Origin of the sequence: Mesorhizobium sp. M6A.T.Cr.TU.017.01.1.1 (assembly GCF_004023115.1) — a bacterium.
GTDB classification, from domain to species: Bacteria; Pseudomonadota; Alphaproteobacteria; order Rhizobiales; family Rhizobiaceae; genus Mesorhizobium; species Mesorhizobium mediterraneum.
Window position 1 is genome coordinate 1 of record NZ_RZTA01000077.1, and the last position, 24,240, is coordinate 24,240.

A 24,240-nucleotide genomic window follows, 5' to 3' on the forward strand; every position below is an offset into this window, starting at 1 on the left:
GCGATCCTGTGCGACGCAAACCTGCCATCGGCAGCGCTGATCGCCTCGCGCACCTTGGCGCGGCGGATCTGCTTGGCAAGCGCCAGATCGTAGAGCGCCATGTCGGCAAGGCCGACGATCAGCGCACCGTCGCCGTCGACCAGCATCGTGTTGCTCGGCGTCGCGCGATCGAGGAACACCGCGGACAGATCGGCAATGCCGGCAGCATGGATGGCGCGCGAGACCGTATCGGCCAGAACATCACCGCCGCGCACCGAAAGCAGCGAGCCGGAAACGCCGCGGCGCACGGCGCTGCGCAGCGCATTGAAGACGGCGCCGCCGACAGCCTCGCGCATCGTGCCGGGATTCGACGCCGCCGGCACGAAAGTGCCCGAAACCTGGCCGCGCCGATCTATATAGGCGCCGCCTACGGCCAGGATTGTCGGCGACTTCATCATGCCGGCGAGGAGACCATTGCTGTTGCCAGGTGAAGACTAGGTTGTCCGGCGGAACCCGGCAACCGGAGGCGCGATTCGGAAGATGCCGGCACGATCCTGCGGGAGACGCGGGATACATCTTGGCGTGAAAGCGCGAAACAAAAAAAGAACAAATGCGGATACTTTTTGTTTTTCAATGGGTTGTATCCCCTTGCCAAATGAGAACAAAAAAGGTACAAATTAATAAGGATTACGGATTGTCCGGCCTTCATTGACGACCAAGGGGTGATGTATCATGGCTCAGAATTCTTTGCGGCTTGTAGAGGACAAAGCAGTGGACAAATCAAAGGCTCTGGATGCGGCGCTGTCGCAAATCGAGCGTGCCTTCGGCAAGGGCTCGATCATGCGGCTCGGCGCAAACGAGCAGGTCGTCGAGATCGAAACCGTGCCGACCGGCTCGCTTGGCCTCGACATCGCGCTTGGCGTCGGCGGTCTGCCGCGCGGCCGCATCGTCGAGATCTACGGGCCGGAAAGCTCGGGCAAGACGACGCTGGCGCTGCACACGGTGGCCGAGGCCCAGAAGAAGGGCGGCATCTGCGCTTTCGTCGATGCTGAGCATGCGCTCGATCCGGTCTATGCCCGCAAGCTCGGCGTCGATCTCGAGAACCTGCTGATTTCGCAGCCCGATACCGGCGAGCAGGCGCTGGAGATCTGCGACACATTGGTGCGTTCCGGCGCCATCGACGTGCTGGTGGTCGATTCGGTCGCGGCGCTGACGCCGCGCGCCGAAATTGAGGGCGAGATGGGCGATTCGCTGCCGGGCCTGCAGGCCCGCCTGATGAGCCAGGCGCTGCGCAAGCTGACCGCCTCGATCTCGCGCTCCAACACCATGGTCATCTTCATCAACCAGATCCGCATGAAGATCGGCGTCATGTTCGGTTCGCCCGAGACCACGACCGGCGGCAACGCGCTGAAATTCTATGCTTCGGTCCGCCTCGACATTCGCCGCATCGGCTCGGTCAAAGACCGCGACGAGGTCGTCGGCAACCAGACCCGCGTCAAGGTCGTCAAGAACAAGCTGGCGCCGCCCTTCAAGGTGGTCGAATTCGACATCATGTATGGCGAGGGCGTGTCCAAGACTGGCGAGCTGGTCGACCTTGGCGTCAAAGCCGGCGTGGTCGAGAAGTCGGGCGCCTGGTTCTCCTACAATTCGCAGCGTCTCGGCCAGGGCCGTGAGAACGCCAAATTGTTCCTGCGCGACAATCCCGATACGGCGCGCGAGATCGAATTGGCGCTGCGGCAGAATGCCGGGCTGATCGCGGAGAAATTCCTCGAGAATGGTGGTTCCGAAGGCGGCGACGATGGTTTCGAGGACGAAGCCGGCGCCATGTAAGGCCTCAGTGGTGGCCGGAGTTTGGCCATAATTCCCGCTCATCACCTGCAGCTCATGTAATCGAGTTCTGTATTGTTGCGTTTCGAACCGCCGGCCTAGCGCCGGCGGTTTGCGTTTCAGCGCCGGCGCCGAGATGACCGACAAGCCCTGCAAATTGGCCCAATTCCGTGTTTCTGGACAGGGTGCAACGCGGCGGCTAAAAGGCCATGTCCATTTGCCGTCGGCCGGGCCGACGGCTCTCTCTAAAAGTTAAAAGGCAGTATTATTCATGAGTGGCGTTAACGAGATCCGGTCGACATTCCTCGACTATTTCCGCAAGGAGGGTCACGAGGTCGTCGCGTCGAGCCCGCTGGTGCCGCGCAACGATCCGACGCTGATGTTCACCAATGCCGGCATGGTGCAGTTCAAGAACGTCTTCACAGGCCTGGAAAAGCGACCTTATTCGCGTGCCACGACGGCTCAGAAGAGTGTGCGCGCCGGCGGCAAGCACAATGACCTCGACAATGTCGGCTACACCGCCCGCCACCTGACCTTCTTCGAGATGCTCGGCAATTTCTCGTTCGGCGACTATTTCAAGGAACGCGCTATCGAGCTTGCCTGGAACCTGATCACCAAGGAGTTCGGGCTGAAGCAGGACAAGCTGCTGGTCACCGTCTATCACACCGATGACGAGGCCGCCTCCTTCTGGAAGAAGATCGCCGGCTTTTCCGACGATCGCATCATCCGCATTCCGACCTCGGACAATTTCTGGGCGATGGGCGACACCGGACCTTGTGGGCCGTGCTCGGAGATCTTCATCGACCGTGGCGAGCACATCTGGGGCGGGCCTCCCGGCAGCCCCGAGGAGGACGGCGACCGTTTTCTCGAATTCTGGAACCTGGTGTTCATGCAGTATGAACAGGTGACGAAGGACGAGCGCATCGACCTGCCGCGCCCGTCGATCGACACCGGCATGGGCCTGGAGCGCATGGCCTCCATTCTGCAAGGGGTGGAGAGCGTCTTCGAGACCGACCTGTTCCGTCACCTGGTCGACGCTGCGTCGTCCGCGCTCGGCCGCGGTCCGGATGCGGACACCGTCGGATCGTTCCGCGTCATCGCCGATCATTTGCGTTCGTCTTGCTTCCTGGTGGCCGACGGCGTGCTGCCGTCCAATGAAGGCCGCGGCTATGTGCTTCGTCGCATCATGCGCCGCGCCATGCGCCATGCACAGTTGCTCGGTGCCCGCGATCCGCTGATGTGGCGCCTGGTGCCGGCGCTGGTGCGCGAGATGGGCCAGGCCTACCCGGAACTGGTGCGCGGCGAACAGATGATCACCGAGACACTGAAGCTTGAGGAAACGCGTTTCCGCAAGACGCTGGTGCGCGGCCTGGGCCTGCTTTCGGAGGCGACGGAAAGACTGGGCGCCGGCGACATGCTGGATGGCGAGACAGCCTTCAAGCTCTACGACACCTATGGCTTTCCGCTCGATCTGACGCAGGACGCGCTGCGTCAGCGCAACATCTCGGTCGATCTTGCCGGCTTCACCAATGCGATGGAGCAGCAGAAGGCCGAGGCGCGCAAGAGCTGGGCTGGCTCCGGCGAGGCCGCGACCGAAACGGTGTGGTTCCCGGTGCGCCAGAAGAACGGCGCCACCGAGTTCCTCGGTTACGAGACCGAGCAGGCGGAAGGCCTCATCCAGGCGCTGGTCAGGGACGGCAAGACCGTTGACAGCGCGGCCAAGGGCGACGCCGTTGCCGTGGTCGTCAACCAGACGCCGTTCTATGGCGAATCCGGCGGCCAGATGGGCGACACCGGCCTCATTTTAGGCGAAGGGTTCTCGATCGAGATCTCCGATACGCAGAAGAAGGCCGATGGGCTTTTCGTGCATCTCGGCAAGGTGGTCAGCGGCACGGTCAACACGGGCGCAACCGTCGAGCTGAAGGTCGACCATGCGCGCCGCTCCAGGCTGCGCGCGAACCATTCCGCGACGCATCTGATCCATGAGGCGCTGCGCGAGGTGCTCGGCACTCATGTCGCGCAGAAGGGCTCGCTGGTCGCGCCCGAGCGTCTGCGCTTCGACATCTCGCACAACAAGCCGATTTCGCCGGACGAGCTCGAAGAGGTCGAGCGCATGGCCAACGAGATCGTCGTGCAGAACAGCCCGGTGTCGACGCGCCTTATGTCGGTCGACGACGCCATCGCCGAGGGCGCCATGGCGCTGTTCGGCGAGAAGTATGGCGACGAAGTGCGCGTCGTTTCGATGGGAACGGGCTTGCATGGCGCCAAGGCCAACCGGCCCTATTCGGTCGAGCTCTGCGGCGGCACGCATGTCAGGGCGACCGGCGATATCGGTCTGGTGCGCGTCGTGTCGGACAGCGCTGTCGCCGCCGGCGTGCGCCGTATCGAGGCGTTGACCGGAGAGGCGGCCAGAAAGCATCTCGACGAGCAGGACAAACGGCTGAAGGCGGTCGCTGCCACGCTGAAGATTTCGCCGGCCGACGTGCCGGCCCGCGTCGAGGCGCTGCTCGATGAGCGCAAGAAGCTCGAAAAGGAACTGACCGAGGCGCGCAAGAAGCTGGCGCTGGGCGACCGCTCGCCATCCGGTGTGCCTGCGGAAAACGAAACCATTGCCGGTGTCGGTTTCCTTGGCAAGGCGGTGTCCGGCGTCTCGCCAAAAGATTTGAAGCCGTTGGCCGATGCCGGCAAGAAGTCGCTCGGCTCCGGCATCGTCGTCTTCGTTGGCGCCGGCGAGGACAACAAGGCGAGCGTCGTGGTCGGTGTCACCGACGATCTGACCGCTCGCTTCAGCGCCGTCGATCTGGTGCGCGTGGCATCCGCTGCCTTGGGCGGGCAGGGCGGCGGCGGTCGGCCTGACATGGCCCAGGCCGGCGGCCCGGATGCCTCGAAAGCCGAGGAAGCGATTGCTGCGGTGAAGGCGGCGCTGGAAGCTGCGTGAATCCTCCACCAGTCAGGCGAGGCCGAAGTGGCAGCGGGGATGATGTGGCAACGTTGACCATGTATCAAGTCGACGCCTTTGCCGAACGGGCTTTCCAGGGCAACCCTGCTGCCGTTCTCATTTTGGTGGACTGGCTATCGGACGATGTGATGCAGGCCATCGCAAACGAGAACAATCTTGCTGAAACCGCGTTTGCGCGGCCGAATGGCAAGAGTTGGGATTTGCGCTGGTTCACGCCGGTTCATGAAGTCGACTTCTGTGGCCATGCTACTCTTGCGACCGCCCATGTATTGGCCGCGGAACACAATGTGCCTGGCGACATGGCCTTTGCCACGCGGGTGGGTGAGCTACGGGTTTCGCAACGGGAAGGCGCCTACCAGCTCGATCTGCCATGTTTTCCGCCGCAGCCGCTCGGCGGGGAGTTAACGCTGGCGCTGCAAGAGATATTTCCTCTGGGCACGGTTTCGAGCTTCCGCAATTTCGAAAATCTGTTTGTCGAGCTTGCCGACGAGGCATCCATACGGTCATTCGTTCCCGATCTGCTCAGGATCGGAACCCTTCATCCTCTTGGCCTGGTCATTACCGCGCCTGTGCGAGCCCATGATTTCGTCTCGCGTTATTTCGTGCCTGGGGCGGGCATTCCCGAGGATCCGGTGACTGGCTCCACTCATGCGACACTGGTGCCTTACTGGTCTGAAAAACTCGGCAAGACGCATCTGTCGGCATTCCAATGCTCGCATCGCGGCGGGCATTTGCTATGCGACCTGGCTGGAGATCGCGTGCTGATCGTAGGTCGTGCGAAAACCTTCATGAAGGCGGAAATCTACCTTCCCGAATGAACAACTGCCATTTGCCCCAGCCTGCCTTTTCAGTTCGGGAAAAGCTTGGACGCTGAGCTATGCGGGTCCACCAGTCGTGGATGTCGGCAAACTCCGCCAGCAGGTTTTGACCCTCGGCAACCTTGACGAAATAGCCGATGATTGGCGCGGCGTGCAGGTCGGCGAGCGTCAGCTCCGCTCCCAACAGCCATGGCCCCTCGGCTTTCAGCGAGGAGAGCGCCTGTAATGCCGTTCTCGCCTGCCGAAGTCCGGCGGCGATCAAAGCCTCGTCAGGCGCCGTCTTCTCCAGCCGCTCGACGGCAACATCCCAGACCATGGCCCGATAGGCATAGGCGTCGAGCATGCCGATGATCTGGTTCATGGTTGCGCGGGGTCGAGCATCAGCCGGTTGCAGCGCCGGTCCGTCGAAAGCCTCGTCGACATAGCAGGCAATTGCGCTGGTCTCGCAAAGCCGAAACCCGTCATGCTCGAAGGCAGGGATGCGACCGAACGGGTGATGGCCGAAATACCAGCGGGGAATACCGTCCGCCGCGAAGACATCGACCGGCACAAGCTCATAGTCGATGCCCTTTTCCTCGAGCACGAGGCGGACGATGCGCACATAGACGCTGTAGTCCGCCCCGTAGACGACGAGCTTGTTCATCTCGTTTGGCCGTCAGGCCATTGCCTTCTGCAGATTCTCGTCGATCTTGTCGAGGAAGCCGGTGGTCGAAAGCCATGGCTGGTCGGGACCGATCAGCAGCGACAGATCCTTGGTCATGAAGCCGGCCTCGACGGTCTGGATGCAGACCCTTTCCAGCGTCTCGGCAAAACGCTTCAGCTCGGCATTGTCGTCGAGCTTGGCGCGATGGGCGAGCCCGCGCGTCCAGGCGAAGATCGAGGCGATCGAATTGGTCGAGGTTTCCTCGCCCTTCTGATGCTGGCGATAGTGACGGGTGACGGTGCCATGTGCCGCCTCCGCCTCCACCGTCTTGCCGTCCGGCGTCATCAGCACCGAGGTCATCAGGCCTAGCGACCCAAAACCTTGCGCCACCGTGTCCGACTGCACGTCGCCATCGTAGTTCTTGCAGGCCCAGACATAGCCGCCCGACCATTTCAGGCTGGAGGCGACCATGTCGTCGATCAGCCGGTGCTCGTACCAGATCTTTTTCGCCTTGAATTCGGCTTCGAACTCAGCCTCGTAGACTTCCTGGAAAATGTCCTTGAAGCGGCCGTCATAGGCCTTGAGGATGGTGTTCTTGGTCGAGAGATAGACCGGATAATTGCGCAGCAGGCCGTAATTCAGCGAGGCGCGGGCAAATTCCCGGATCGACTCGTCGAGATTGTACATGGCCATGGCGACGCCGGCGGCCGGCGCATCGAACACCTCATGCTCGATCACCTTGCCGTCCTCGCCGACAAACTTGATCGTCAGCTTGCCCTTGCCGGGAAAGCGGAAGTCGGTGGCACGGTACTGGTCGCCGAAGGCATGACGGCCCACTATGATCGGCTTGGTCCAGCCGGGCACCAGCCGCGGCACGTTCTTCATGATGATCGGCTCGCGAAAGATGGTGCCGCCGAGGATGTTGCGGATGGTGCCGTTCGGCGACTTCCACATCTTCTTCAGCTTGAATTCCTCGACACGCTGCTCGTCGGGCGTGATCGTTGCGCATTTCACGCCAACGCCATGTTTCTTGATGGCATTGGCCGAATCGATCGTCACCTGGTCGTTGGTGGCGTCGCGGTGCTCGACGCTGAGGTCGTAATATTCAAGCTTGAGGTCGAGATAGGGGTGAATCAGCTTATCCTTGATGAACTGCCAGATGATGCGGGTCATCTCGTCGCCGTCGAGTTCGACGACCGGGTTCGCCACCTTGATCTTCGCCATGGAAAGAATGCCTCATTGTTGGGGATCGGAACGGCCTTGCCCGCATGGCTTTCGGCCGGGGATGCGGCCCGTATATCAAAGCATTTTTGGCCGCGCAAACGGCGATCCGCGTGGCCTGGCTCGACTACCGCCATCGGCCTCTCCTTGTGAACGCTTCATTTTCGCGGCCGGATATGGCAGGGGACGCTGAAATGCCGCAAACAGCAGTTCATTGACATCATGCAAGCCAGTAACGACATCCCTCCTGCCGCAGGCCCGGCGATCATCCTCGTCGAGCCGCAGCTCGGCGAGAATATCGGCATGGTCGCGCGCGCCATGGCGAATTTTGGGCTTGCCGAACTGCGCCTCGTGAATCCGCGCGACGGCTGGCCAAGCGAGAAGGCGCGCGCTGCCGCGAGCCGCGCCGACCATGTCATCGATGCCGTCACGGTCTTTGACGATCTGGCCTCGGCGGTTGCCGACCTGAACTTCGTCTTCGCCACCACGGCGCGCGCGCGTGATAATTTCAAGCCGGTGCGCGGACCGGTCGAGGCGGGCAGGGCGCTGAGAGCGCGCCAGCAAGCCGGGCAGCGCACCGGCATCCTGTTCGGCCGCGAGCGGTTCGGGCTCTACAATGACGAGGTCGGCCTCGCCGACGAGATCGTCACCTTCCCGGTCGATCCCGCCTTCTCTTCGCTCAACATTGCCCAGGCGGCCCTGCTGATGTCCTATGAATGGATGAAGTCGGGCTTGGAAGATGAGACGAAAACCAATTTTTCCAGCCCTGACATGATGCCGGCGACCAAGGAACAGTTGCACGGCCTGTTCGCGTATCTGGAAGGCGCGCTCGAGGCGCGCGGCTATTTCCGTCCGGCGCCGAAGAAGCCGAAGATGGTCGACAATCTGCGCGCGGTGCTGACGCGTGCCGGCTTCGCCGAGCAGGAGCTCAAGGTGCTGCGCGGCATAATATCATCGCTGGACAGGTTTTCGCCGGCCATGCCGCGCGGCGACGGATCGCCGGGTGATGATCCAAGACGGCTTCCGGCAGCCGCGGCACGCGCCGCCAAGGCGGAAGACAACGGCTAGGAACAAATCGTTGGGCCTACCACTGGTAACCGAATGTTATTTGGTGGGGTCCATCATTTCAAAATGATGGACCCTCGGATGTGCGACCATCTTCCTGCCGTGGTCCCAGCCTTCCCTCTGAGTCCCAGTCTTTTCTCGTAATCCCAGTCCTTTCTCCTAATCAATGACAATGACCAACCCTTCAAACGCCCGTCCAATCCTGATGTTCGATTCCGGCATCGGCGGCCTGACGGTGCTGCGCGAAGCGCGCGTGCTGATGCCCGACCGCCGCTTCGTCTATGTCGCCGACGACGCGGCTTTCCCTTATGGGGCTTGGGAGGAACCGGCGCTGAGGGCACATGTACTGGAGCTGTTCGGCAGGCTGCTCGCCCGTTTTTCGCCAGCTATTTCGGTCATCGCCTGCAACACCGCCTCGACGCTGGTCATCGATGCGCTGCGCGAACGATTTCCCGGCCATCCTTTCGTCGGCACGGTGCCGGCGATCAAGCCGGCGGCGGAACGCACGCGCTCCGGACTTGTTTCGGTGCTGGCGACGCCCGGCACCGTCAAGCGCCAGTATACGCGCGACCTAATCAGCAAATGGGCCCAGAAATGCCATGTCCGCCTGGTTGGCAGCGACGGCCTGGCGGGACTGGCCGAGGTCTATATGCGCGAGGGCTTTGTCGACGAAGAGGCCGTGCGTGCTGAGATCGCACCGTGCTTCGTCGATCATGATGGACTGCGGACCGACATCGTCGTGCTTGCCTGCACCCATTATCCCTTTCTGGCCAACCGCATGCGCAAGACGGCACCTTGGCCGGTTGATTGGCTCGATCCAGCTGAAGCGATCGCGCGACGGGCGCTCTCGCTGCTCGTTGGCATCGAGGGCAGGAATCGCGGCGACGCGCTGCCGGAAGGCGCCGATCTTGCTGTCTTCACCTCAAAGAGGGTTGATTTCCCGACTCGCCGCCTGATGCAGGGGTTTGGGCTGGCGATTTCCTGATATTTAGGAACATCATCCCGACCGATACGTTTTCTCCCATTGGCAACAGGAGAAACGATCATGCCAGCCACATCAAAGTCCCAGCAGAAAGCTGCCGGCGCGGCATTGTCCGCCAAGCGTGGCGAGACCAAGAAGAGCGAGCTCAAAGGCCCTTCGAAGGGAATGTACAAATCCATGAGCGAAAAACAGCTCGAGGAATTTGCCGAGACCAAACGTAAGGGCCTGCCGGAGAAGAAAGCGAAGCACTAGCCGCTCGTCCGCACCAGGCAGGGAGGTCGGTTCCGGTTCCATGGTTTGACAGCCGCGGCCGAGCCGCGGCCCTTGGGTCGTATCCACTCGCCATCACCGGCGCCAGCCGCAAGCTTGACACCGGTTAAATCTCCGTTTAATCAGCCCATCAACACCGGGCCGCAATGCCCGGTGGTTTCTTTATGTGCGCAAGACGTTTGGGAAGCGCTCTATTTCCCGGGTCTTGTGTAAAATGACGTGTCCCGTGGGTTTTCCGCCGCGTTGCGTGGGAAAACCCTGTCAGGTCTCGAAAACGGGGGCCAGAGGAGGGCGCGTTTCCTTCACCCGGACCATGAGGTTCCGGGTGTACTGTTTTGAAAGGGAATGCGATGAGCAAGCGCGAATCTGCGAAATACAAGATCGACCGGCGTCTCGGCGAAAACATCTGGGGCCGCCCGAAATCCCCGGTCAACAAGCGCGAATACGGTCCCGGCCAGCATGGCCAGCGCCGCAAGGGCAAGCTTTCCGATTTCGGCCTGCAGCTGCGTGCCAAGCAGAAGCTGAAGGGTCACTACGGCGACGTTTCGGAAAAGCAGTTCCGCAAGGTCTATGAAGAGGCGGATCGTCGCAAGGGCGACACCTCGGAGAACCTGATCGGCCTGCTCGAATCGCGTCTCGACGCGGTCGTCTACCGCGCCAAGTTCGTGCCGACCATTTTTGCCGCCCGCCAGTTCGTCAATCACGGCCACATCAATGTCAACGGCAAGCGCGTCAACATCGGCTCGTACCGCTGCAAGCCGGGCGACGTCATCGAAGTGCGCGAAAAGTCGAAGCAGCTGGTGATCGTCCTGGAATCGGTAGGCCTGGCCGAGCGCGACGTGCCTGATTACATCGAGGTCGACCACAACAAGATGACCGCGACCTTCGGGCGCATCCCCGGCCTGTCGGATGTTCCATTCGCCGTGCAGATGGAACCGAACCTGGTCGTCGAATTCTATTCGCGCTGATCGATTTCTTCATCTGCAACAGCATCGAAGGCCGCCCCTCGAGGCGGCCTTTTCTTTTGGGCATCCGAAAATCGATTTCGATTTTCGGGCCGATGCGCTAATCCGGGCAGCAACAAGGACCTTTGGGGCCGACGCGCCATGAACATGCTGCCTGATGCCAAGACACTCGAACCGATCGCCGATGCCGCAGGCGGCTTTCATCCGCTGTTTGCCGATGTGCCGTCCTCCGTCGAGTTCAACAAGCTGCGCAAACGGCTGCTGCGTCTCGCCCGTCAGGCGATCGACGATTTTTCGATGGTGAGGCCAGGCGATCGCTGGCTGGTTGCCTTGTCGGGCGGCAAGGATTCCTATGGCCTGCTCGCTTTGCTGCTCGACCTCAAATGGCGCGGGCTGCTGCCGGTCGAGCTGTTGGCCTGCAATCTAGACCAGGGCCAGCCCAATTTTCCCAAACACATATTGCCCGACTATCTCAATAAATACGCCATCCCGCACCGCATCGAATATCAGGACACTTATTCGGTGGTGACCGACAAGCTTCCCGAGGGCAGCACCTACTGTTCGCTGTGCTCGCGGCTCAGGCGCGGCCATCTCTACCGCATCGCGCGGGAGGAGGGTTGCTCGGCGCTGGTGCTCGGGCATCACCGCGAGGACATACTTGAAACCTTTTTCATGAACCTATTCCATGGTGGGCGCCTCGCCGCCATGCCGCCAAAACTGCTCAACGACGACGGCGACGTCATGGTGCTGCGGCCGCTTGCCTATTGTGCCGAGGCCGATCTCGAAAAATTCGCCAGCGCCATGAAATTCCCGATCATCCCGTGCGATCTATGCGGGAGCCAGGATGGCTTGCAGCGCAATGCGATGAAGGCGATGCTCGACGGCCTGGAAAAGCGCATGCCCGGCCGCAAGGACACGATGATCCACGCCATGACCAATGTGCGGCCCTCGCATCTGCTCGACAGAAAGCTGTTCGATTTCGCCGCCCTCAACGAGACCCACACCACAAGGCAAGACATTCCCGATGACATTTGACGATACCGCGATCGACTGGCTTGCCACCCTTCTGTCCGACGCCGCCATTGCCGAGATCATGCCGCGTTTTCGTCGGCTGGATGAGGGCGAGGTTCGCCAAAAAACCTCGGCAGCCGACCTGGTGACGGAGGCCGACGTGAATGCCGAGCGGCTCATCACCGTCAGGCTGCGTGAGCGTTACCCCCAGGCGATGATCGTCGGCGAAGAGGCATGCTCCGACGATCCGGCGCTGCTCCAGGGTCTCGGCGACGCCGATCTCGCCTTCGTCATCGATCCGGTCGACGGCACCTTCAACTTCGCCTCCGGCGTGCCGCTGTTCGGCGTCATGCTCGGCGTCGTGGTGAAGGGCGAGACCGTCGCCGGCATCATTCACGATCCCGTTGGCAAGGACTGGCTGATCGGCGCCAAGGGTGCCGGCAGCCACATACGGCATGCGCATGGCACTCTGGAGAAGGTGCATGTCGCCGAGCCTGCACCGATCTCGCAAATGACCGGTGCGGTTTCCTGGCAATACATGCCCGAGCCGGAACGGTCACGGCTGGCGCGCAACCAGACGAAATCCCTGTCGCAGTTCGGCTATCGCTGCGCGGCGCACGAATACCGCCTGCTGGCGAGCGGCCACGCCCACTTCGTCGTCTACAACAAGCTGATGCCGTGGGATCATCTGGCCGGTGTGCTGATTCATGCCGAGGCAGGTGGTTACGCGGCGCGTTTCGACGGCAGCGCCTATCTGCCTTCGCATGTCGGAGGCGGCCTTCTTGTCGCGCCGGACAAGGAAAGCTGGCACGAACTGCGCCGCGAGCTCTGGGCGGAATAGGCCGTCCGGCATCGATCCGGTTCAGGCCACGCCCGGCCGATCTCGATTAGCCCGCATTGCGCTCGATATGATTCCGACTTTTAGGGTCACGCGCTAGCCGAGGCTGTCGCCCAGGTTTCCGCGATTGCGACTACGGCGGCGTTGATCGGCCCGCTCGGGATCGTCGGCATCACTGACGCGTCGACGATGAAGACGTTGTCGAAGCCGTTCAGCCGCAAATCCGGGTCGACGACGGCGTCGGCATCCCCGCCCATCCTGCACGTGCCGGCAGGATGATGATGTGTGGAAGCGGCGCTCGCGATGAAAGCGTCAAGATCGGCGTCCGACCGCACCGGCGATCCCGGCAGGACTTCCACGTCGCGCCATTCGTCGAGCGCTGGATGATGACCAATGGTGCGCGCCGTCTTCAGGGCCGTCCTGAAAACCGCCCGGTCGTGTTCGGTTTCGAGATAATGCGGGTCGATGATGGGTGCATCGGCCCGGCCCGGCCCGCTCGGTGCGATGCGCCCACGGCTGGTCGGATGGGTGACGCCGCATAGAATCGTGAAAGCCGAGCCATAGGGCGGGGCACTCAGGCCGTCTGCGGCTGATGGGGCAACGACGCAGGCGAGCACGATATCGGGGCTTCCCGTCGAACGAGTAATATCGCTGCCATGCAGGTACATCAGCGATTCCGAGTGCTGCAGGCGCGACGGCGGCAGCGGTTTTTTGGTGCTGTAGACATTTCCAAGAACCAGCAGATGGTCCTGCAAATTGCGGCCGACATCGCTTCGGTCGGCGAGGCAGCGTATCCCCGCTTGCGTCAGCGTATCCGCATCGCCAATGCCCGACCGCATGAGGATGAGCGGCGACGACACCGCGCCGGCGCAAAGAACGATCCTGTCGGCGGAGACCGTCGTGGTCTCTCCGTCACGCACGACAGCCACACCCGTGGCCCGCTGGCCCTCCAGCAGGAGGTGCTCGACCTCGTGGGCGGTGAGCAAGGCAAGGTTCGGTCGTGCCCTGACCTCCGGCGGCAGATAGGCATCGGCGACGCTCAGGCGCCGGCCGGCGCGGATGTTCAGCGAATTGGGGCTGGTGCCGGCCAGCTCGCCGCTGTTGTGATCGGTCAAGGCGGAGATTCCCATGGCCCGTCCGGCGGCCATATAGGCGCGGACGACGGGGCTGACCTCTGCATCCGGCAGGTAGACGTCCAACGGTCCGCTACGGCCGCGCGACGGCGCATCGAAGGCGGTGAAAGCTTCACTGCGGACAAAGCCCGGCAACAAGCCCGAAAAGGACCAGCGCTCGCCGCCGGCAGCCGCCCAGGGTTCGAAATCATCGGGATGACCACGCACATAGGCCATGGCATGCAGGCAGCTCGAACCGCCGACGATCTTTCCACGTGGCCATTCGTGCACGCGGTTTGCGGTAAAGGGTTGCGGCACTGTCCGATAGGCCCAGTCGTAGGCGCGGCCTTGCAGCATCGTCCATTTCAGCGGGTTGGCGATGTCGGGATCGGACGGCATCACCCCGGCCTCGATCAGGCCGACCTGGCATGATCGGTCCTCGCTCAGCCGGCTGGCCACCACCGAGCCGGCCGATCCCGCGCCGACGACCAGCACGTCGAAATGACGTTTCACTTTTGAAGTCCCCGCGCAGGCTGCCTGGCTAATAGGAAAACACGCTTATGCGGCAAAGGCGCCGGCATTCGATCGTTCGGTGATCTGTCTTTGCACGGACAGCAAATGCGCGCGCATCGCCGCCTCGGCCGCTTCCGGGTCGCGTTTCGAGATCGCTTCGGCAATCAGACGATGTTCGCCGTCGCGCTCGGCGATCCGCTTGGGGCAGGTGGGTGCCGCGGTGCGTGCGATCTTCACCCGCGCATCGACCCCGACCTGGCGCAGCATCTTGTAGAATTCAGCGGCAAGATGGTTGCGAGCGGCTGCAACGATGGCGAGATGAAACGCGAAATCGACTGCGCCCGACGAGGCATTCTCCGGCGTGGTTGCCGCATCGATGATCCGGGCCGTCTCGAATGACGAAGCGCGCAGCGATGCCAGCCGGGCGAGGCCCGGCTCCATCAGCAGGCGCAATTCCAAAACCTCGATTGGATTGGTTACCCTGACAAGCTCCTCGCCATATCGGGGCAGGGCGGTTGGCGCACGCCTGGCGCGCGCCGGTTTCAAATCGCCTGACTGACGCAGCAATTCGAGCGCCTTGCGAAGCTGGTGACGCTTCACATTCAGATGTTCGGCAAGGTCACGCTCGGAAGGCAACTTGCCGCCACCCTGTTGCAACCGGCGGACCGCTGCAATGATGTCGTCGAGATCCGATGATACGATCTGCGGCTCGAATGCGTTCAAAACCAAATCTCCTGTCTGATCGGCAGCCGCCGACTCAACGTCCTGACATCATCTTGTGACGCGGAATCGATGAACACGGCACTCAACCAACTCAACCAATCTACATCTGCGCCCAGTGGTTGACAACACCAGTTGCGCGATGGTTGAGTGCCGCAGTTGTTTCTTTGACGGCTCACATCTCGGTGGGGCCGTCCTTCTCCCGAGGACCGTGCATGCCGTTTGGGGAAACATTTGACTATGTCATTGTCGGAGCCGGGTCGGCCGGCTGCGTGCTTGCAAACCGCCTGAGCGAAGATCCGGATGTTTCCGTGCTGCTCTTGGAAGCCGGGGACTGGGATCGCGATCCGATGATCCATATCCCGCTTGGCTGGGGCAAGATTCTGACCGAGCGCCGTCACGACTGGATGTATTTCTGCGAGCCCGAGGCCAATGTCGGCGGACGCAAGGTCGAATGCGCACGCGGCAAGGTCATCGGCGGCTCCTCCTCCACCAACGCCATGGCCTATGTGCGCGGCAATCGTGGCGACTATGATCGCTGGGCGGCCAGCGGCCTGACCGATTGGTCGTTCGACAAGGTGCTGCCCTATTTCAAGAAGCAGGAGCGCTGGGAAAAGGGCGAGAGCGACTATCGCGGCGGCAGCGGTCCGCTGAACACCCAGTTCTGCCGCTACAAGGACGAGCTGATCGATGCTTTTGCCACCGCCAGCCGGGATGCCGGATATCCTCAGACCGACGACTATAATGGCGCCGTGCAGGAAGGTTTTGGTCGCCTGCAGATGACGATCGCAAACGGTCGCCGCTGCTCGACCGCGTCGGCCTATCTGCGTCCCGCCATGCGCCGCAGCAATGTCAAGGTGCTGACCGGCGCGATGGCGACGAGGATCCTGCTGAAGGATGGGCGCGCGACCGGCATCGCCTATACCAGAGGCGGCGCGAGCCACCAGGTTTTGGCACGGCGTGAGGTCCTGCTTGCCGGTGGTGTCATCAATACGCCTCAACTGCTGATGCTGTCGGGGATCGGCGATAGTGGCGAGCTCGCCGCGCATGGTATCGAGGCGAAAGTCGACCGTCCGCAGGTCGGCAAGAACCTGCAGGACCACGTTTCAGTCATTTTGATGTATCGGCGCAAGCAGCCGGGACCATTCCTCAAGATGATGCGGGCCGATCGTATCGGGCTGGATTTCGTCAAGACCTATCTCACCGGCAAGGGCTTTTCTGGCGATGTGCCTGGCGGGGTCGTGGCATTCCTGAAAAGCGATGCAAGTCGGCCATTGCCGGACGTCCAACTGCTTTTCACGGCTGCACCGCTTGCCGCATGGCCCTACATGGCACCATTCAAGGCGCCCTTCGCCGATGGTTTTGCGACGCGCATCGTCGCCGTCCAGCCGGAGAGCAGGGGGAGCGTGAAGCTGGCGTCGAGCGACCCGTTGGCCGCGCCGCTGATCCACCAGAATTTCCTGTCCTCACCGCGTGACTGGCAGTCGCTCCGCGCCGGCTTCCGCGTGGCGCGCAACCTCGCTGCGCAACCGTCGATGACGCCGTTTATCGCCTCGGAATTCTTTCCGGGGCCGCAATGCCAGAGCGACGACGAGATCGATGAGCATATTCGCAAGACCTCGATTACCGTGCACCATCCCGGCGGCACCTGTCGCATGGGTGTCGACGCCGGGTCGGTGGTCGATCCCGAACTGCGGGTGCGCGGTGTTGCCGGTCTTCGCGCAGTGGATGCTTCCGTGATGCCGGACCTCATCTGCGGGAACATCAATGCGGCGGTCATCATGATCGCCGAAAAGGCCTCGGACCTGATCCGCAGCCGTGCTGAACAAGCCATGGCGGCCTGATTGGCGGCGCCCGGTGTTCAACCAAAATCCTTTGGTTGAAAGAAAAATTCGAATTGGTTGGGCTGCCGAGCAATTGCTACGGTCGCGGTAGTTTGATCTGCATCTGCTCGATTATCCGTTTTCTCGCGCATTTCCGAGTTTTTCTGCCGCTTTTCGGGGCATTTGCCTTTCAGAAAAGCACTCAACCAAAAACTTAAAAAATTCTCAGTTTTGGGATTGTCGAGCAAAACCAATCCGAATACGGTTGAGTTGGTTAAATGCATTTTCTTCGCGAAGAGAGGTGTCAGACATGTCCATGGCGCAACCAGCAGACCTTGCCGTCACCAACAAGAAGGCCGCGCTGAAGGGCCTGTATGACGCCCTCTACGAAAAGAACATGTTTCCGTTCTGGGCGACATCGGAAGGCGTCGATCACGACGAGATTAAGCAGCTCATGGCGACGTCGAAGGCGATACCCTTCGTCTGGTCCTATGCCGACATCGAGCCGCTGCTGCAGCGCGCCGCCGAGCTGGTCACCATGGACGATAGCGAGCGCCGCTCGCTGATCCTGGTCAATCCCGGTCTTGCGCCCAAGCGCGCATCGGTCAGCACGATGTACACCGCCTATCGCCTGAATGATCCAGACGAGATCATGCCGCCGCACAAGCACTCGCCGAGCGCCATACGTTTTGGCCTGACCGGCAAGGGCAACTTTACCGGCGTCGAAGGCGAGGATGTGGTTTTCGGCCCCGGCGACATGGTGCTGACACCCAATGATGCCTGGCACAATCACGGCACTGTCGGCGGCGAGCAGGCAGTCAACCTTTCGGTTCTCGACCTGCCGCTGGTCGAGACACTGCACGCCGTGCATTTCGACCACAAATACACCGAGATGGTCGACGGCAAGGAAGTCGAGAAGAAGGTGCAGACCGCCCGTTTCCCGAGCGATTATTCGCAACGCATCTATGGGGAGGGCGGCCTGATGCCGCGCTTCGTCGACCACAAACGCGGCGGCGGCCTGTCGTCGCCGATGTATGTCTATCGCTGGGAGAAGATGGAAGCGATCCTCGATGCCCACAAGGATTGGGACGGCGATCCGCACGAAGGTATCGTCATCGACTATGTCGACCCCACCACCGGCGGCCCGGTCTTCCACACGATCAACTTCTACGTCCAGATGTTGCGGCCGGGCGAAAAGACGCTGCCGCAGCGCGAGACCGCCAGCCTGCTGTTGGCGCCGTTCCGCGGCAATGGCCATTCAATCATCGACGGCAAACGCTACGACTGGAACCAGTTCGACACGATCGCCATACCGGGTGGTTCCTGGGTCGAGCACGTCAATGGCTCCTCGTCCGAGCCGGTCATCTTCTTCGGCGCGACCGATGCGCCGACCCAGAAGGCGCTGCTCCTCTACAAGCGCTGGGGCCGCAACCAGGCCGGCGATCTACTCCGCATCGTCTAGCTTTTGCAGCGGAAACCTGTCCGCGCCGCCATAGCGGCGCGGACACCGAAAAAGACGTTTTCAGCAGCAAGGGCGTATGCATTTGGTTTCGGCGTTCAACACAAAGCTGATCGGCCATATCGACTGTCCGGGCGGTGGTCAGGTCTGGGTCGACCGCAACATTCTCTATATCGGCCACATGCGTCCGCCGAGCGGCACGACGCTGGTCGATATTTCCGATCCGCGCAATCCGAAGAAGATCGCGACGATCGATGTTCCGCCGGGTTGGCATTCACACAAGGTGCGCGCCCAGGACGGTCTGATGATCATCAACCACGAGCGCTTCGGCGATGCGGGCCCTGCCGATTTCGGCGGTGGCCTGGCGCTTTACGACACGAGCCGGCCGGCAGAGCCGAAGCTCATCTCGAAGTGGATAACCGGCGGCCATGGCGTGCATCGCTACGACTATGACGGCCGCTACGCCTATATCTCGCCAACCGCCGACGGCTATGTCGGCAACATCGTAATGATCCTCGACCTGATCGATCCGGCGAGCCCGGTCGAGGTCGGGCGCTGGTGGATACCAGGCCAGTGGACCGGCGGCGGTGAAGAGTATCCGTGGCATGACTACGTCACGCCACGCTGCCACCATCCGCTGCGCATGGGCGACCGGCTCTATGTCAGCTACTGGCATCACGGCCTGTTCATCCTCGACATTTCCGACATTTCGAAGCCGAAGCTTGTCTCGCATATCAATTCGAGCCCAAGTTTTCCGCATCCCACGCATACGTGCCTGCCGATCCCGCAGCCGCTCAAGGGCCGCAACATCATGGTGGTGGCGGACGAGGATGTCGCCAAGCTCCGGCCTTCGCCGCCGGCTTTCACCTGGATCTATGACATCACCGACGAGACGAATCCGCTGCCGATCGCGACCTTCCAGGTGCCCGGCCTCGACCCGGACGGCGCACCGCAACCGCCGATGACCGGCTGCCATCAGCCTTCCGAACGGTTCAAGGGCACCATCATTCCGTTTGCATGGTTCGCGCAGGGGCTGCGGCTGGTCGACATCGCCGACCCGTTCGCACCCAAGGAGGTCGGCCATTTCATGCCCGATGCGCCTGAAGGCGCCGAGCGTTCCTCTTCCAACGACGTCACCATCGACGACCGCGGCATCGTCTACCTGATCGACCGTATCCGTGGCGTCGATATCATCGAAACCAGCGTTCTCTAGGGGGATAGGTTGAGCGACAGCACGCGAAAATCCGCCAGCCACTACGCCATCGGCAAGAAGAATCCGAACCTGCCGTTTCATCCGGCGGTGCGTGCCGGTGATTTCATTTTCGTCTCCGGCCAGGTGCCGAAGGACGAGAACAACAACATGATCAGCGGCACGATCGAGGAAGAGACGCTGGCGACGCTGAAGACCATCGCGCGCGTCATTGCCGACGAGGGTGCAACGCTCTCCGATGTCGTGCGGATCACCACCTATCTCGAGGATACGCGCGACTTCGGCCGCTACAACAAGGCGTTCCTCGAAGGGATCGGTGACGCGGTGCTGGCACGCACGACCGTCGAGGCAAAGGCGGTCATCAACACCAAGATCGAAATGGATGCCATCGTCTACAAGCCGCTGCCGGCCGGCAAATAGGCCACGACACAATCGAGGAGACGACATGTACAAGCTTTTGGGACGCCAGACATCGGGCAACGTTCAAAAGGTGCTCTTCATGCTCGAAGAGCTTGGTGCGCTATATAAGCGCGAGGATTACGGCCGCCAATTCGAAAACACCCAGACGGCCGAATACAAGGCACTCAACCCGACGTCCAAAGTCCCAACGCTGGTCGACGGCGACATCGTGATCTGGGAGTCCAACACCATCCTGCGCTATCTCGCGGCATCCGGCGGCGAACAGCTGAACGGCGCCACCCCTGCCGAAAAGACCGAGGTCGAGCGCTGGATGGATTTTCTGCTGGCGGCGGTCAATCCCGGTTATCTGGCCGCCTTCAAGGGTGCGAAGCTGACGCCCGAAGAGCAAACCGCCGAATATAAGGAACAGGTGAAGGACCTTGTGGCGCAACTCAAGATCATTGACGGGCATCTGGCCGGCAAGGATTTCCTGGCGCTGGGCAAGCTGACCATTGCCGACATCGCCTGCGCGCCGATCCTGAAGCGCTGCATCGACTTCAAGATCGACCGGCCGTCGCTGCCGAATCTGGAGCGCTGGGTGGCCGCAATCGCCGCTCGGCCGGCCTTCAAGGCGGCGACCGCCGCGGCTCCCGCAAAGGCCGCATGATGATCAAGCGCGCCGCCCTCATCGGACTGGGAACGATGGGTCCGGGCATCGCCGCGCGGCTTTCGCGTGGCGGGCTCGACGTGGCGGCGTATGATGTTTCCGAAGTTGCGGTCGAACGCGCCCGCGGCATGCTCGATTTGGCCGGCGGGGTTCTGGACCGGCTCGACATCAAGGGGCCGACTGCGGGCGCGGGCACGGCGCGGTTCGTCCGCACCCTCGCCGAGGCTGTCGATGGTGCGGAGCTGGTCATCGAGAACGTGCCTGAGAATATCGACATCAAGGCCGAGACCTATCGCGCCATCGACCCGCTGATCGGTTCTTCGGTGATCGTCGCCTCGGATACCTCAGGCATTCCGATCACCAAGCTGCAGGCCCATATCTCCCATCCCCAACGGATGGTCGGCATGCACTGGTCGAACCCGCCGCACATTATTCCGATGATCGAGGTGATCGGCGGCGAGAAGACCGCGCCTGAAACCGTGGCGACCATACGCGAGCTGATCCGCTCGATCGGCCTGTTGCCGGTGGTCGTGAAGAAAGACGTTCCCGGCTTCGTCGAAAATCGCGTGCTTTACGCGCTGCTGCGCGAGGCTGTCGACCTGGTTGAGCGCGGCGTCATCGAGCCGGAGGATCTCGATACCTGCGTCTCCTGGGGCATCGGCTACAAGATCGCCGTTATCGGGCCAATGGCGCTGCTCGATATGGCCGGCCTCGATATCTACAAATCCGTCTCGTCGTTCCTCAACGCCGATCTTTCCAATCGTGATGATGTCGCGCCGATGGTTCTGGAGAAGACCGGCGCATCAAAGTTCGGCATCAAATCGGGCGAGGGCATGTTCTCCTACACGCCCGAGCAGATTAAGGCGCTGCAAGGCGAACGGGCGCGCAAGCTGGTCGCCGTGCGCCGCATCCTCGAAGGCCGGGAGTAGGCGATGGCACAAGTTGCGCGCAGCCGGGTTGGGGAGTTCTGCCGGTTGGCCGCTTGTGCGCATGGGGCCGGGAACATCGCCGTCAAGGCGGGGGTGCAAGTAATGAACGCGTATGGGGCAGCCAGCCATGCAGGTTGAAACCATTCGACCCGCCGGTGGCAGACCGACCCACATCCGCCACGACGATCTCATTTCCACCAAGGGTGTTTCGGTGGTCATGGGCACGGATCAGAACCGGCAGCTGATCCTTAGGGATATTGACCTTTCGGTTCCCCAAGGGTCGTTCGTATCCCTCATCGGCCCTTCGGGTTGCGGCAAGAGCACATTGCTCAAAGTGCTGGCTGGGCTGGTCAACCCGAGCAGCGGCAGCGTCTCGGTCGCCGGCGTTTCACCAGGCGAGGCGGCGCGCAAACGGATGATCGGTCTCGTCTTCCAGGACGCCAATCTGCTGCCGTGGAAAAACGCCGTCGACAATGCCTCGATGCTGCTCGGTATCGCCGACAAGTCGATGTCGCGCGCGGCGCTGCGAGCGCGTGGGCAGGAGATGCTGGAACTGGTCGGGCTTGGCGATGCCGCCCACAAGCGCCCAAACGAACTGTCTGGCGGCATGCGTCAGCGGGTGGCCATCGCCCGGGCTTTGGCGCTCGATCCGGCGGTCTTGCTGATGGACGAGCCGTTTGGCGCGCTTGACGCGATCACGCGCGATTCGATGGGCCAGTCGCTGCTGGAGATATGGCAGCGGACCGGCAAGACGATCGTCCTGGTGACGCATTCGATCGACGAAGCCATTCAGTTGTCGCGCCAGGTTCATGTGCTGGGAATCAACCCAGGGCGCATTACCCAGAGCCTGGACATTCCGCTGCCTTATCCGCGCGACACTTCCGTGACCGAAGTCCCCGAATTCGTCAGGCTGGTGCTTCAGCTTCGGACCATGCTGCGATCCAGTCATGAGCCAGGAGACGCGACGTGAGCGAGCAACCTCTCATGAACCTCTCCCAGCCACAGCCGGTTTCCGGCTGGAACGCGGCGACAAGCAGCTGGCTTCCGGCGGTCATCCTTTTGCTGGTGACGATCGTGTTGTGGGAAGCCGCGGTGCGGATATTCTCCATTTCCTCCTTTATCGTTCCTGCCCCATCCGAGATTGCGAAATCGCTGGTCGCGCAATGGGGCACTCTCATGCAGGCGACGGTGGTCACGGCGGGCGAAATCCTGTTTGGCTTTCTTGTCTCGGTCATAGTCGGCATTGCGCTTGCTCTCGTCATCGTGCGTTTCGACTGGCTGGGCCGCGCTCTATACCCGCTCGTCGTGTTGTTCCAGAACGTGCCGAAAGTTGCGCTGGCGCCGATCTTCATCCTCTGGTTCGGCTACGGGCTTGCACCCAAGATCGGTCTGATTCTGGTCATCGCCTTCTTCCCGGTGACGCTGTCGATGCTGGCGGGCATGCAATCGGTCGACCGTTCGCTTCTGTCGCTGATGAATTCGGTCGGTGCCAGCCCGACCCAGATACTGTTCAGGATCCGTGTTCCCCACTCGCTTCCGAGCCTGATGGCTGGAACCAAAATTGCAGCGACCCTGAGTGTGATCGGCGCGATCGTCGGCGAATTTGCCGGAGCCTCGGACGGGCTCGGCTACGTCATCCAGTTCGCGTCGACCCAACTCGACACGCCCTTGGTCTTTGCGGCGCTGCTGCTCGTTTCCGTGCTCGGCATCGCCTTCTACTACGCAGCCGAAATTCTCGAACGCATCGTGGTGCCGTGGGCGCCGAAATTCAGCCAGGCCTAGGCTTCTCGAACAACCAAGATCAAAGAAGGGAACAAACATGCTGAGACGCTCTCTTATCAAGGCAGCCACCTTTGCGGCGTTTGTCGGCGCGCTTGGCTTCTCGAACGCGGCGCTGGCGGCGGATAAGGTCAACGTTCAGCTCGATTGGGTCGTGCGCGGCAATCACGCCATGTTCTTTGTCGGCAAGGACAAGGGCTTTTTCGCCAAGAACGACATCGATGTGAGCGAGGTCCGCAAGGGCTCCGGCTCGCCAGACGCCATGCGCCTGGTGGGCAACGGCAACGCTGAATTCGGCTTCGGCGATCTTCCCACGCTTGCCGTGGCAAGATCGCAGAATGTTCCCGTCGTGGCGCTGGCGGCGGTCAACCAGCAGTCGCCGCTGGGCATTATCTCGCTCGCCAAGACGCTCAAGCTGACCAAGCCAACCGACCTCAAGGGCCTGACCATCGGCATCCACCCGGCAGGATCCACCTACATCTTCTTCAGAGGCTTCCTGGCTGCCAACGGCATGAGCGAGAAGGACATGACGCTCAACAGCGTCTCGCCGCCTTACGAGAGTTACCTACTGCTCGGGCGTGTGCAGACGGTGGTTGGCTATCTCGACGCAGAGGTGCCCGAACTCGAGGCCAAGGCCGGCGGCCCGGGGTCGCTGAGCATCATGCTCGGCGCCGATCACGGCTGGAAAGCCTACGGCTCGGGGTTGTTCACCTCTGAAGCGATGATCAAGGACAAGCCTGATGTCGTGCGCCGTTTCGTGAAGGCCTACAGGGAAGCTTTCGACTATGTCGCGGCCCATCCGGAAGAAGCCGCCGAGATCACCGCCAAGGCCGTTCCTGGCTATGCCGAAAAGAAGGACGTGCTGCTGGCCCAGCTCAAGGCGGACATCGCCTCGACGTTCAACAGCCCGGCGACGAAGGAACACGGCCTCGGCTGGATGACAAAGACCAAATGGGAAGAGACCTTGAAGACGCTGACGGATCAGGGCGTGCTCAAAACGGCCCTGTCGGCAGACGACGTCTTTACCGACAAATTCCTGGCGGCAGAGTGA

The 24,240-nt window shown here is 61.8% G+C and carries 23 protein-coding genes and 1 pseudogene; 18 read left to right on the forward strand and 6 right to left on the reverse strand.

Going from position 1 to position 24,240, the window contains the following annotated elements:
* Positions 1-437, reverse strand: a pseudogene (locus EOB36_RS22270) (carbohydrate kinase); the annotation flags it as partial.
* 274 nt (positions 438-711) lie between these two features.
* Between EOB36_RS22270 and recA the strand changes: the two are divergent.
* The 3 genes from recA to EOB36_RS22285 all read left to right on the forward strand — a co-directional run bounded on the left by recA (position 712) and on the right by EOB36_RS22285 (position 5,583).
* A complete protein-coding gene (gene recA, locus EOB36_RS22275) occupies positions 712-1,809 on the forward strand; it encodes a recombinase RecA (RefSeq protein WP_008875470.1) in 1,098 nt (365 codons plus the stop codon).
* 268 nt (positions 1,810-2,077) lie between these two features.
* The gene (gene alaS / locus EOB36_RS22280; protein ID WP_128285691.1) at positions 2,078-4,744 is read left to right on the forward strand and encodes an alanine--tRNA ligase; all 2,667 of its coding nucleotides are present in this window, start codon (positions 2,078-2,080) and stop codon (positions 4,742-4,744) included.
* Between the two features lie 59 nt (positions 4,745-4,803).
* Positions 4,804-5,583, forward strand: a complete 780-nt coding sequence (locus EOB36_RS22285; RefSeq protein WP_128285692.1) for a PhzF family phenazine biosynthesis protein — start codon at positions 4,804-4,806, stop codon at positions 5,581-5,583.
* Here EOB36_RS22285 and EOB36_RS22290 read toward each other — a convergent pair.
* Positions 5,552-6,226 (reverse strand): glutathione S-transferase family protein, encoded by a 675-nt coding sequence (locus tag EOB36_RS22290; protein ID WP_128285693.1) that lies wholly within the window; start codon positions 6,224-6,226, stop codon positions 5,552-5,554. The two genes, EOB36_RS22285 and EOB36_RS22290, sit on opposite strands and share 32 nt — an antisense overlap.
* 12 nt (positions 6,227-6,238) lie before the next feature.
* A complete protein-coding gene (locus tag EOB36_RS22295; protein WP_126106829.1) occupies positions 6,239-7,450 on the reverse strand; it encodes an NADP-dependent isocitrate dehydrogenase in 1,212 nt (403 codons plus the stop codon).
* A 219-nt stretch (positions 7,451-7,669) separates the two neighbouring features.
* Between EOB36_RS22295 and EOB36_RS22300 the strand changes: the two genes are divergently transcribed.
* The 6 genes from EOB36_RS22300 to EOB36_RS22325 all read left to right on the forward strand — a co-directional run bounded on the left by EOB36_RS22300 (position 7,670) and on the right by EOB36_RS22325 (position 12,581).
* Positions 7,670-8,515, forward strand: coding sequence for an RNA methyltransferase (locus tag EOB36_RS22300; RefSeq protein WP_128285694.1), 846 nt, complete (start codon positions 7,670-7,672; stop codon positions 8,513-8,515).
* 169 nt (positions 8,516-8,684) lie between these two features.
* Positions 8,685-9,497 (forward strand): glutamate racemase, encoded by an 813-nt coding sequence (gene murI, locus EOB36_RS22305; protein ID WP_128285695.1) that lies wholly within the window; start codon positions 8,685-8,687, stop codon positions 9,495-9,497.
* Between the two features lie 60 nt (positions 9,498-9,557).
* Complete coding sequence (locus EOB36_RS22310) at positions 9,558-9,746, forward strand: DUF3008 family protein (protein ID WP_126106826.1); 189 nt, start codon at positions 9,558-9,560, stop codon at positions 9,744-9,746.
* A 368-nt stretch (positions 9,747-10,114) separates the two neighbouring features.
* Complete coding sequence (rpsD, locus tag EOB36_RS22315) at positions 10,115-10,732, forward strand: 30S ribosomal protein S4 (RefSeq protein ID WP_029353615.1); 618 nt, start codon at positions 10,115-10,117, stop codon at positions 10,730-10,732.
* A 138-nt stretch (positions 10,733-10,870) separates the two neighbouring features.
* Complete coding sequence (gene ttcA / locus EOB36_RS22320; RefSeq protein WP_128285696.1) at positions 10,871-11,764, forward strand: tRNA 2-thiocytidine(32) synthetase TtcA; 894 nt, start codon at positions 10,871-10,873, stop codon at positions 11,762-11,764.
* On the forward strand, positions 11,754-12,581 hold the full coding sequence (locus EOB36_RS22325) for an inositol monophosphatase family protein (RefSeq protein ID WP_126106824.1): 828 nt from the start codon (positions 11,754-11,756) through the stop codon (positions 12,579-12,581). The genes ttcA and EOB36_RS22325 overlap by 11 nt, the downstream gene beginning before the upstream one ends.
* 86 nt (positions 12,582-12,667) lie before the next feature.
* Here the strand turns inward: EOB36_RS22325 and EOB36_RS22330 are convergent, their stop codons facing one another.
* Together EOB36_RS22330 and EOB36_RS22335 are read right to left on the reverse strand one after the other, a co-directional pair.
* Positions 12,668-14,203, reverse strand: a complete 1,536-nt coding sequence (locus EOB36_RS22330; protein WP_164547225.1) for a GMC family oxidoreductase N-terminal domain-containing protein — start codon at positions 14,201-14,203, stop codon at positions 12,668-12,670.
* 45 nt (positions 14,204-14,248) lie between these two features.
* The gene (locus EOB36_RS22335) at positions 14,249-14,926 is read right to left on the reverse strand and encodes an FCD domain-containing protein (protein WP_126106823.1); all 678 of its coding nucleotides are present in this window, start codon (positions 14,924-14,926) and stop codon (positions 14,249-14,251) included.
* A 212-nt stretch (positions 14,927-15,138) separates the two neighbouring features.
* On the opposite strand from EOB36_RS22335, the gene EOB36_RS22340 reads away from it, so the two are divergent.
* Positions 15,139-16,767 carry a choline dehydrogenase gene (locus tag EOB36_RS22340; protein ID WP_128285697.1) on the forward strand — a complete coding sequence of 543 codons (1,629 nt, stop codon included), beginning with the start codon at positions 15,139-15,141 and terminating at the stop codon, positions 16,765-16,767.
* Positions 16,768-16,784: 17 nt separating this feature from the next.
* Here EOB36_RS22340 and EOB36_RS22345 read toward each other — a convergent pair whose 3' ends face one another.
* A complete protein-coding gene (locus EOB36_RS22345) occupies positions 16,785-17,030 on the reverse strand; it encodes a hypothetical protein (RefSeq protein WP_128285698.1) in 246 nt (81 codons plus the stop codon).
* 32 nt (positions 17,031-17,062) lie between these two features.
* Between EOB36_RS22345 and EOB36_RS22350 the strand changes: the two genes are divergently transcribed.
* The 8 genes from EOB36_RS22350 (at position 17,063) to EOB36_RS22385 (ending at position 24,240) form a co-directional block, all read left to right on the forward strand.
* Positions 17,063-18,208: a cupin domain-containing protein gene (locus EOB36_RS22350; RefSeq protein ID WP_245458048.1), complete on the forward strand. Its 1,146-nt coding sequence runs from the start codon at positions 17,063-17,065 to the stop codon at positions 18,206-18,208.
* A gap of 76 nt (positions 18,209-18,284) precedes the next feature.
* Positions 18,285-19,418, forward strand: a complete 1,134-nt coding sequence (locus EOB36_RS22355) for a hypothetical protein (RefSeq protein ID WP_095489585.1) — start codon at positions 18,285-18,287, stop codon at positions 19,416-19,418.
* Between the two features lie 9 nt (positions 19,419-19,427).
* On the forward strand, positions 19,428-19,835 hold the full coding sequence (locus EOB36_RS22360; RefSeq protein ID WP_029353627.1) for a RidA family protein: 408 nt from the start codon (positions 19,428-19,430) through the stop codon (positions 19,833-19,835).
* Positions 19,836-19,860: 25 nt separating this feature from the next.
* A complete protein-coding gene (locus EOB36_RS22365; protein WP_095489584.1) occupies positions 19,861-20,481 on the forward strand; it encodes a glutathione S-transferase family protein in 621 nt (206 codons plus the stop codon).
* Positions 20,481-21,410 carry a 5-formyl-3-hydroxy-2-methylpyridine 4-carboxylate 5-dehydrogenase gene (gene fhmpcd1 / locus EOB36_RS22370; RefSeq protein ID WP_095489583.1) on the forward strand — a complete coding sequence of 310 codons (930 nt, stop codon included), beginning with the start codon at positions 20,481-20,483 and terminating at the stop codon, positions 21,408-21,410. Before EOB36_RS22365 ends, fhmpcd1 begins: the two co-directional genes overlap by 1 nt.
* A 127-nt stretch (positions 21,411-21,537) precedes the next feature.
* Complete coding sequence (locus EOB36_RS22375; RefSeq protein ID WP_128285699.1) at positions 21,538-22,380, forward strand: ABC transporter ATP-binding protein; 843 nt, start codon at positions 21,538-21,540, stop codon at positions 22,378-22,380.
* Entirely contained in the window at positions 22,377-23,192 is an 816-nt protein-coding gene (locus tag EOB36_RS22380; protein ID WP_128285700.1) for an ABC transporter permease, read from the forward strand. Before EOB36_RS22375 ends, EOB36_RS22380 begins: the two co-directional genes overlap by 4 nt.
* A gap of 37 nt (positions 23,193-23,229) precedes the next feature.
* A complete protein-coding gene (locus EOB36_RS22385) occupies positions 23,230-24,240 on the forward strand; it encodes an ABC transporter substrate-binding protein (protein WP_128285701.1) in 1,011 nt (336 codons plus the stop codon).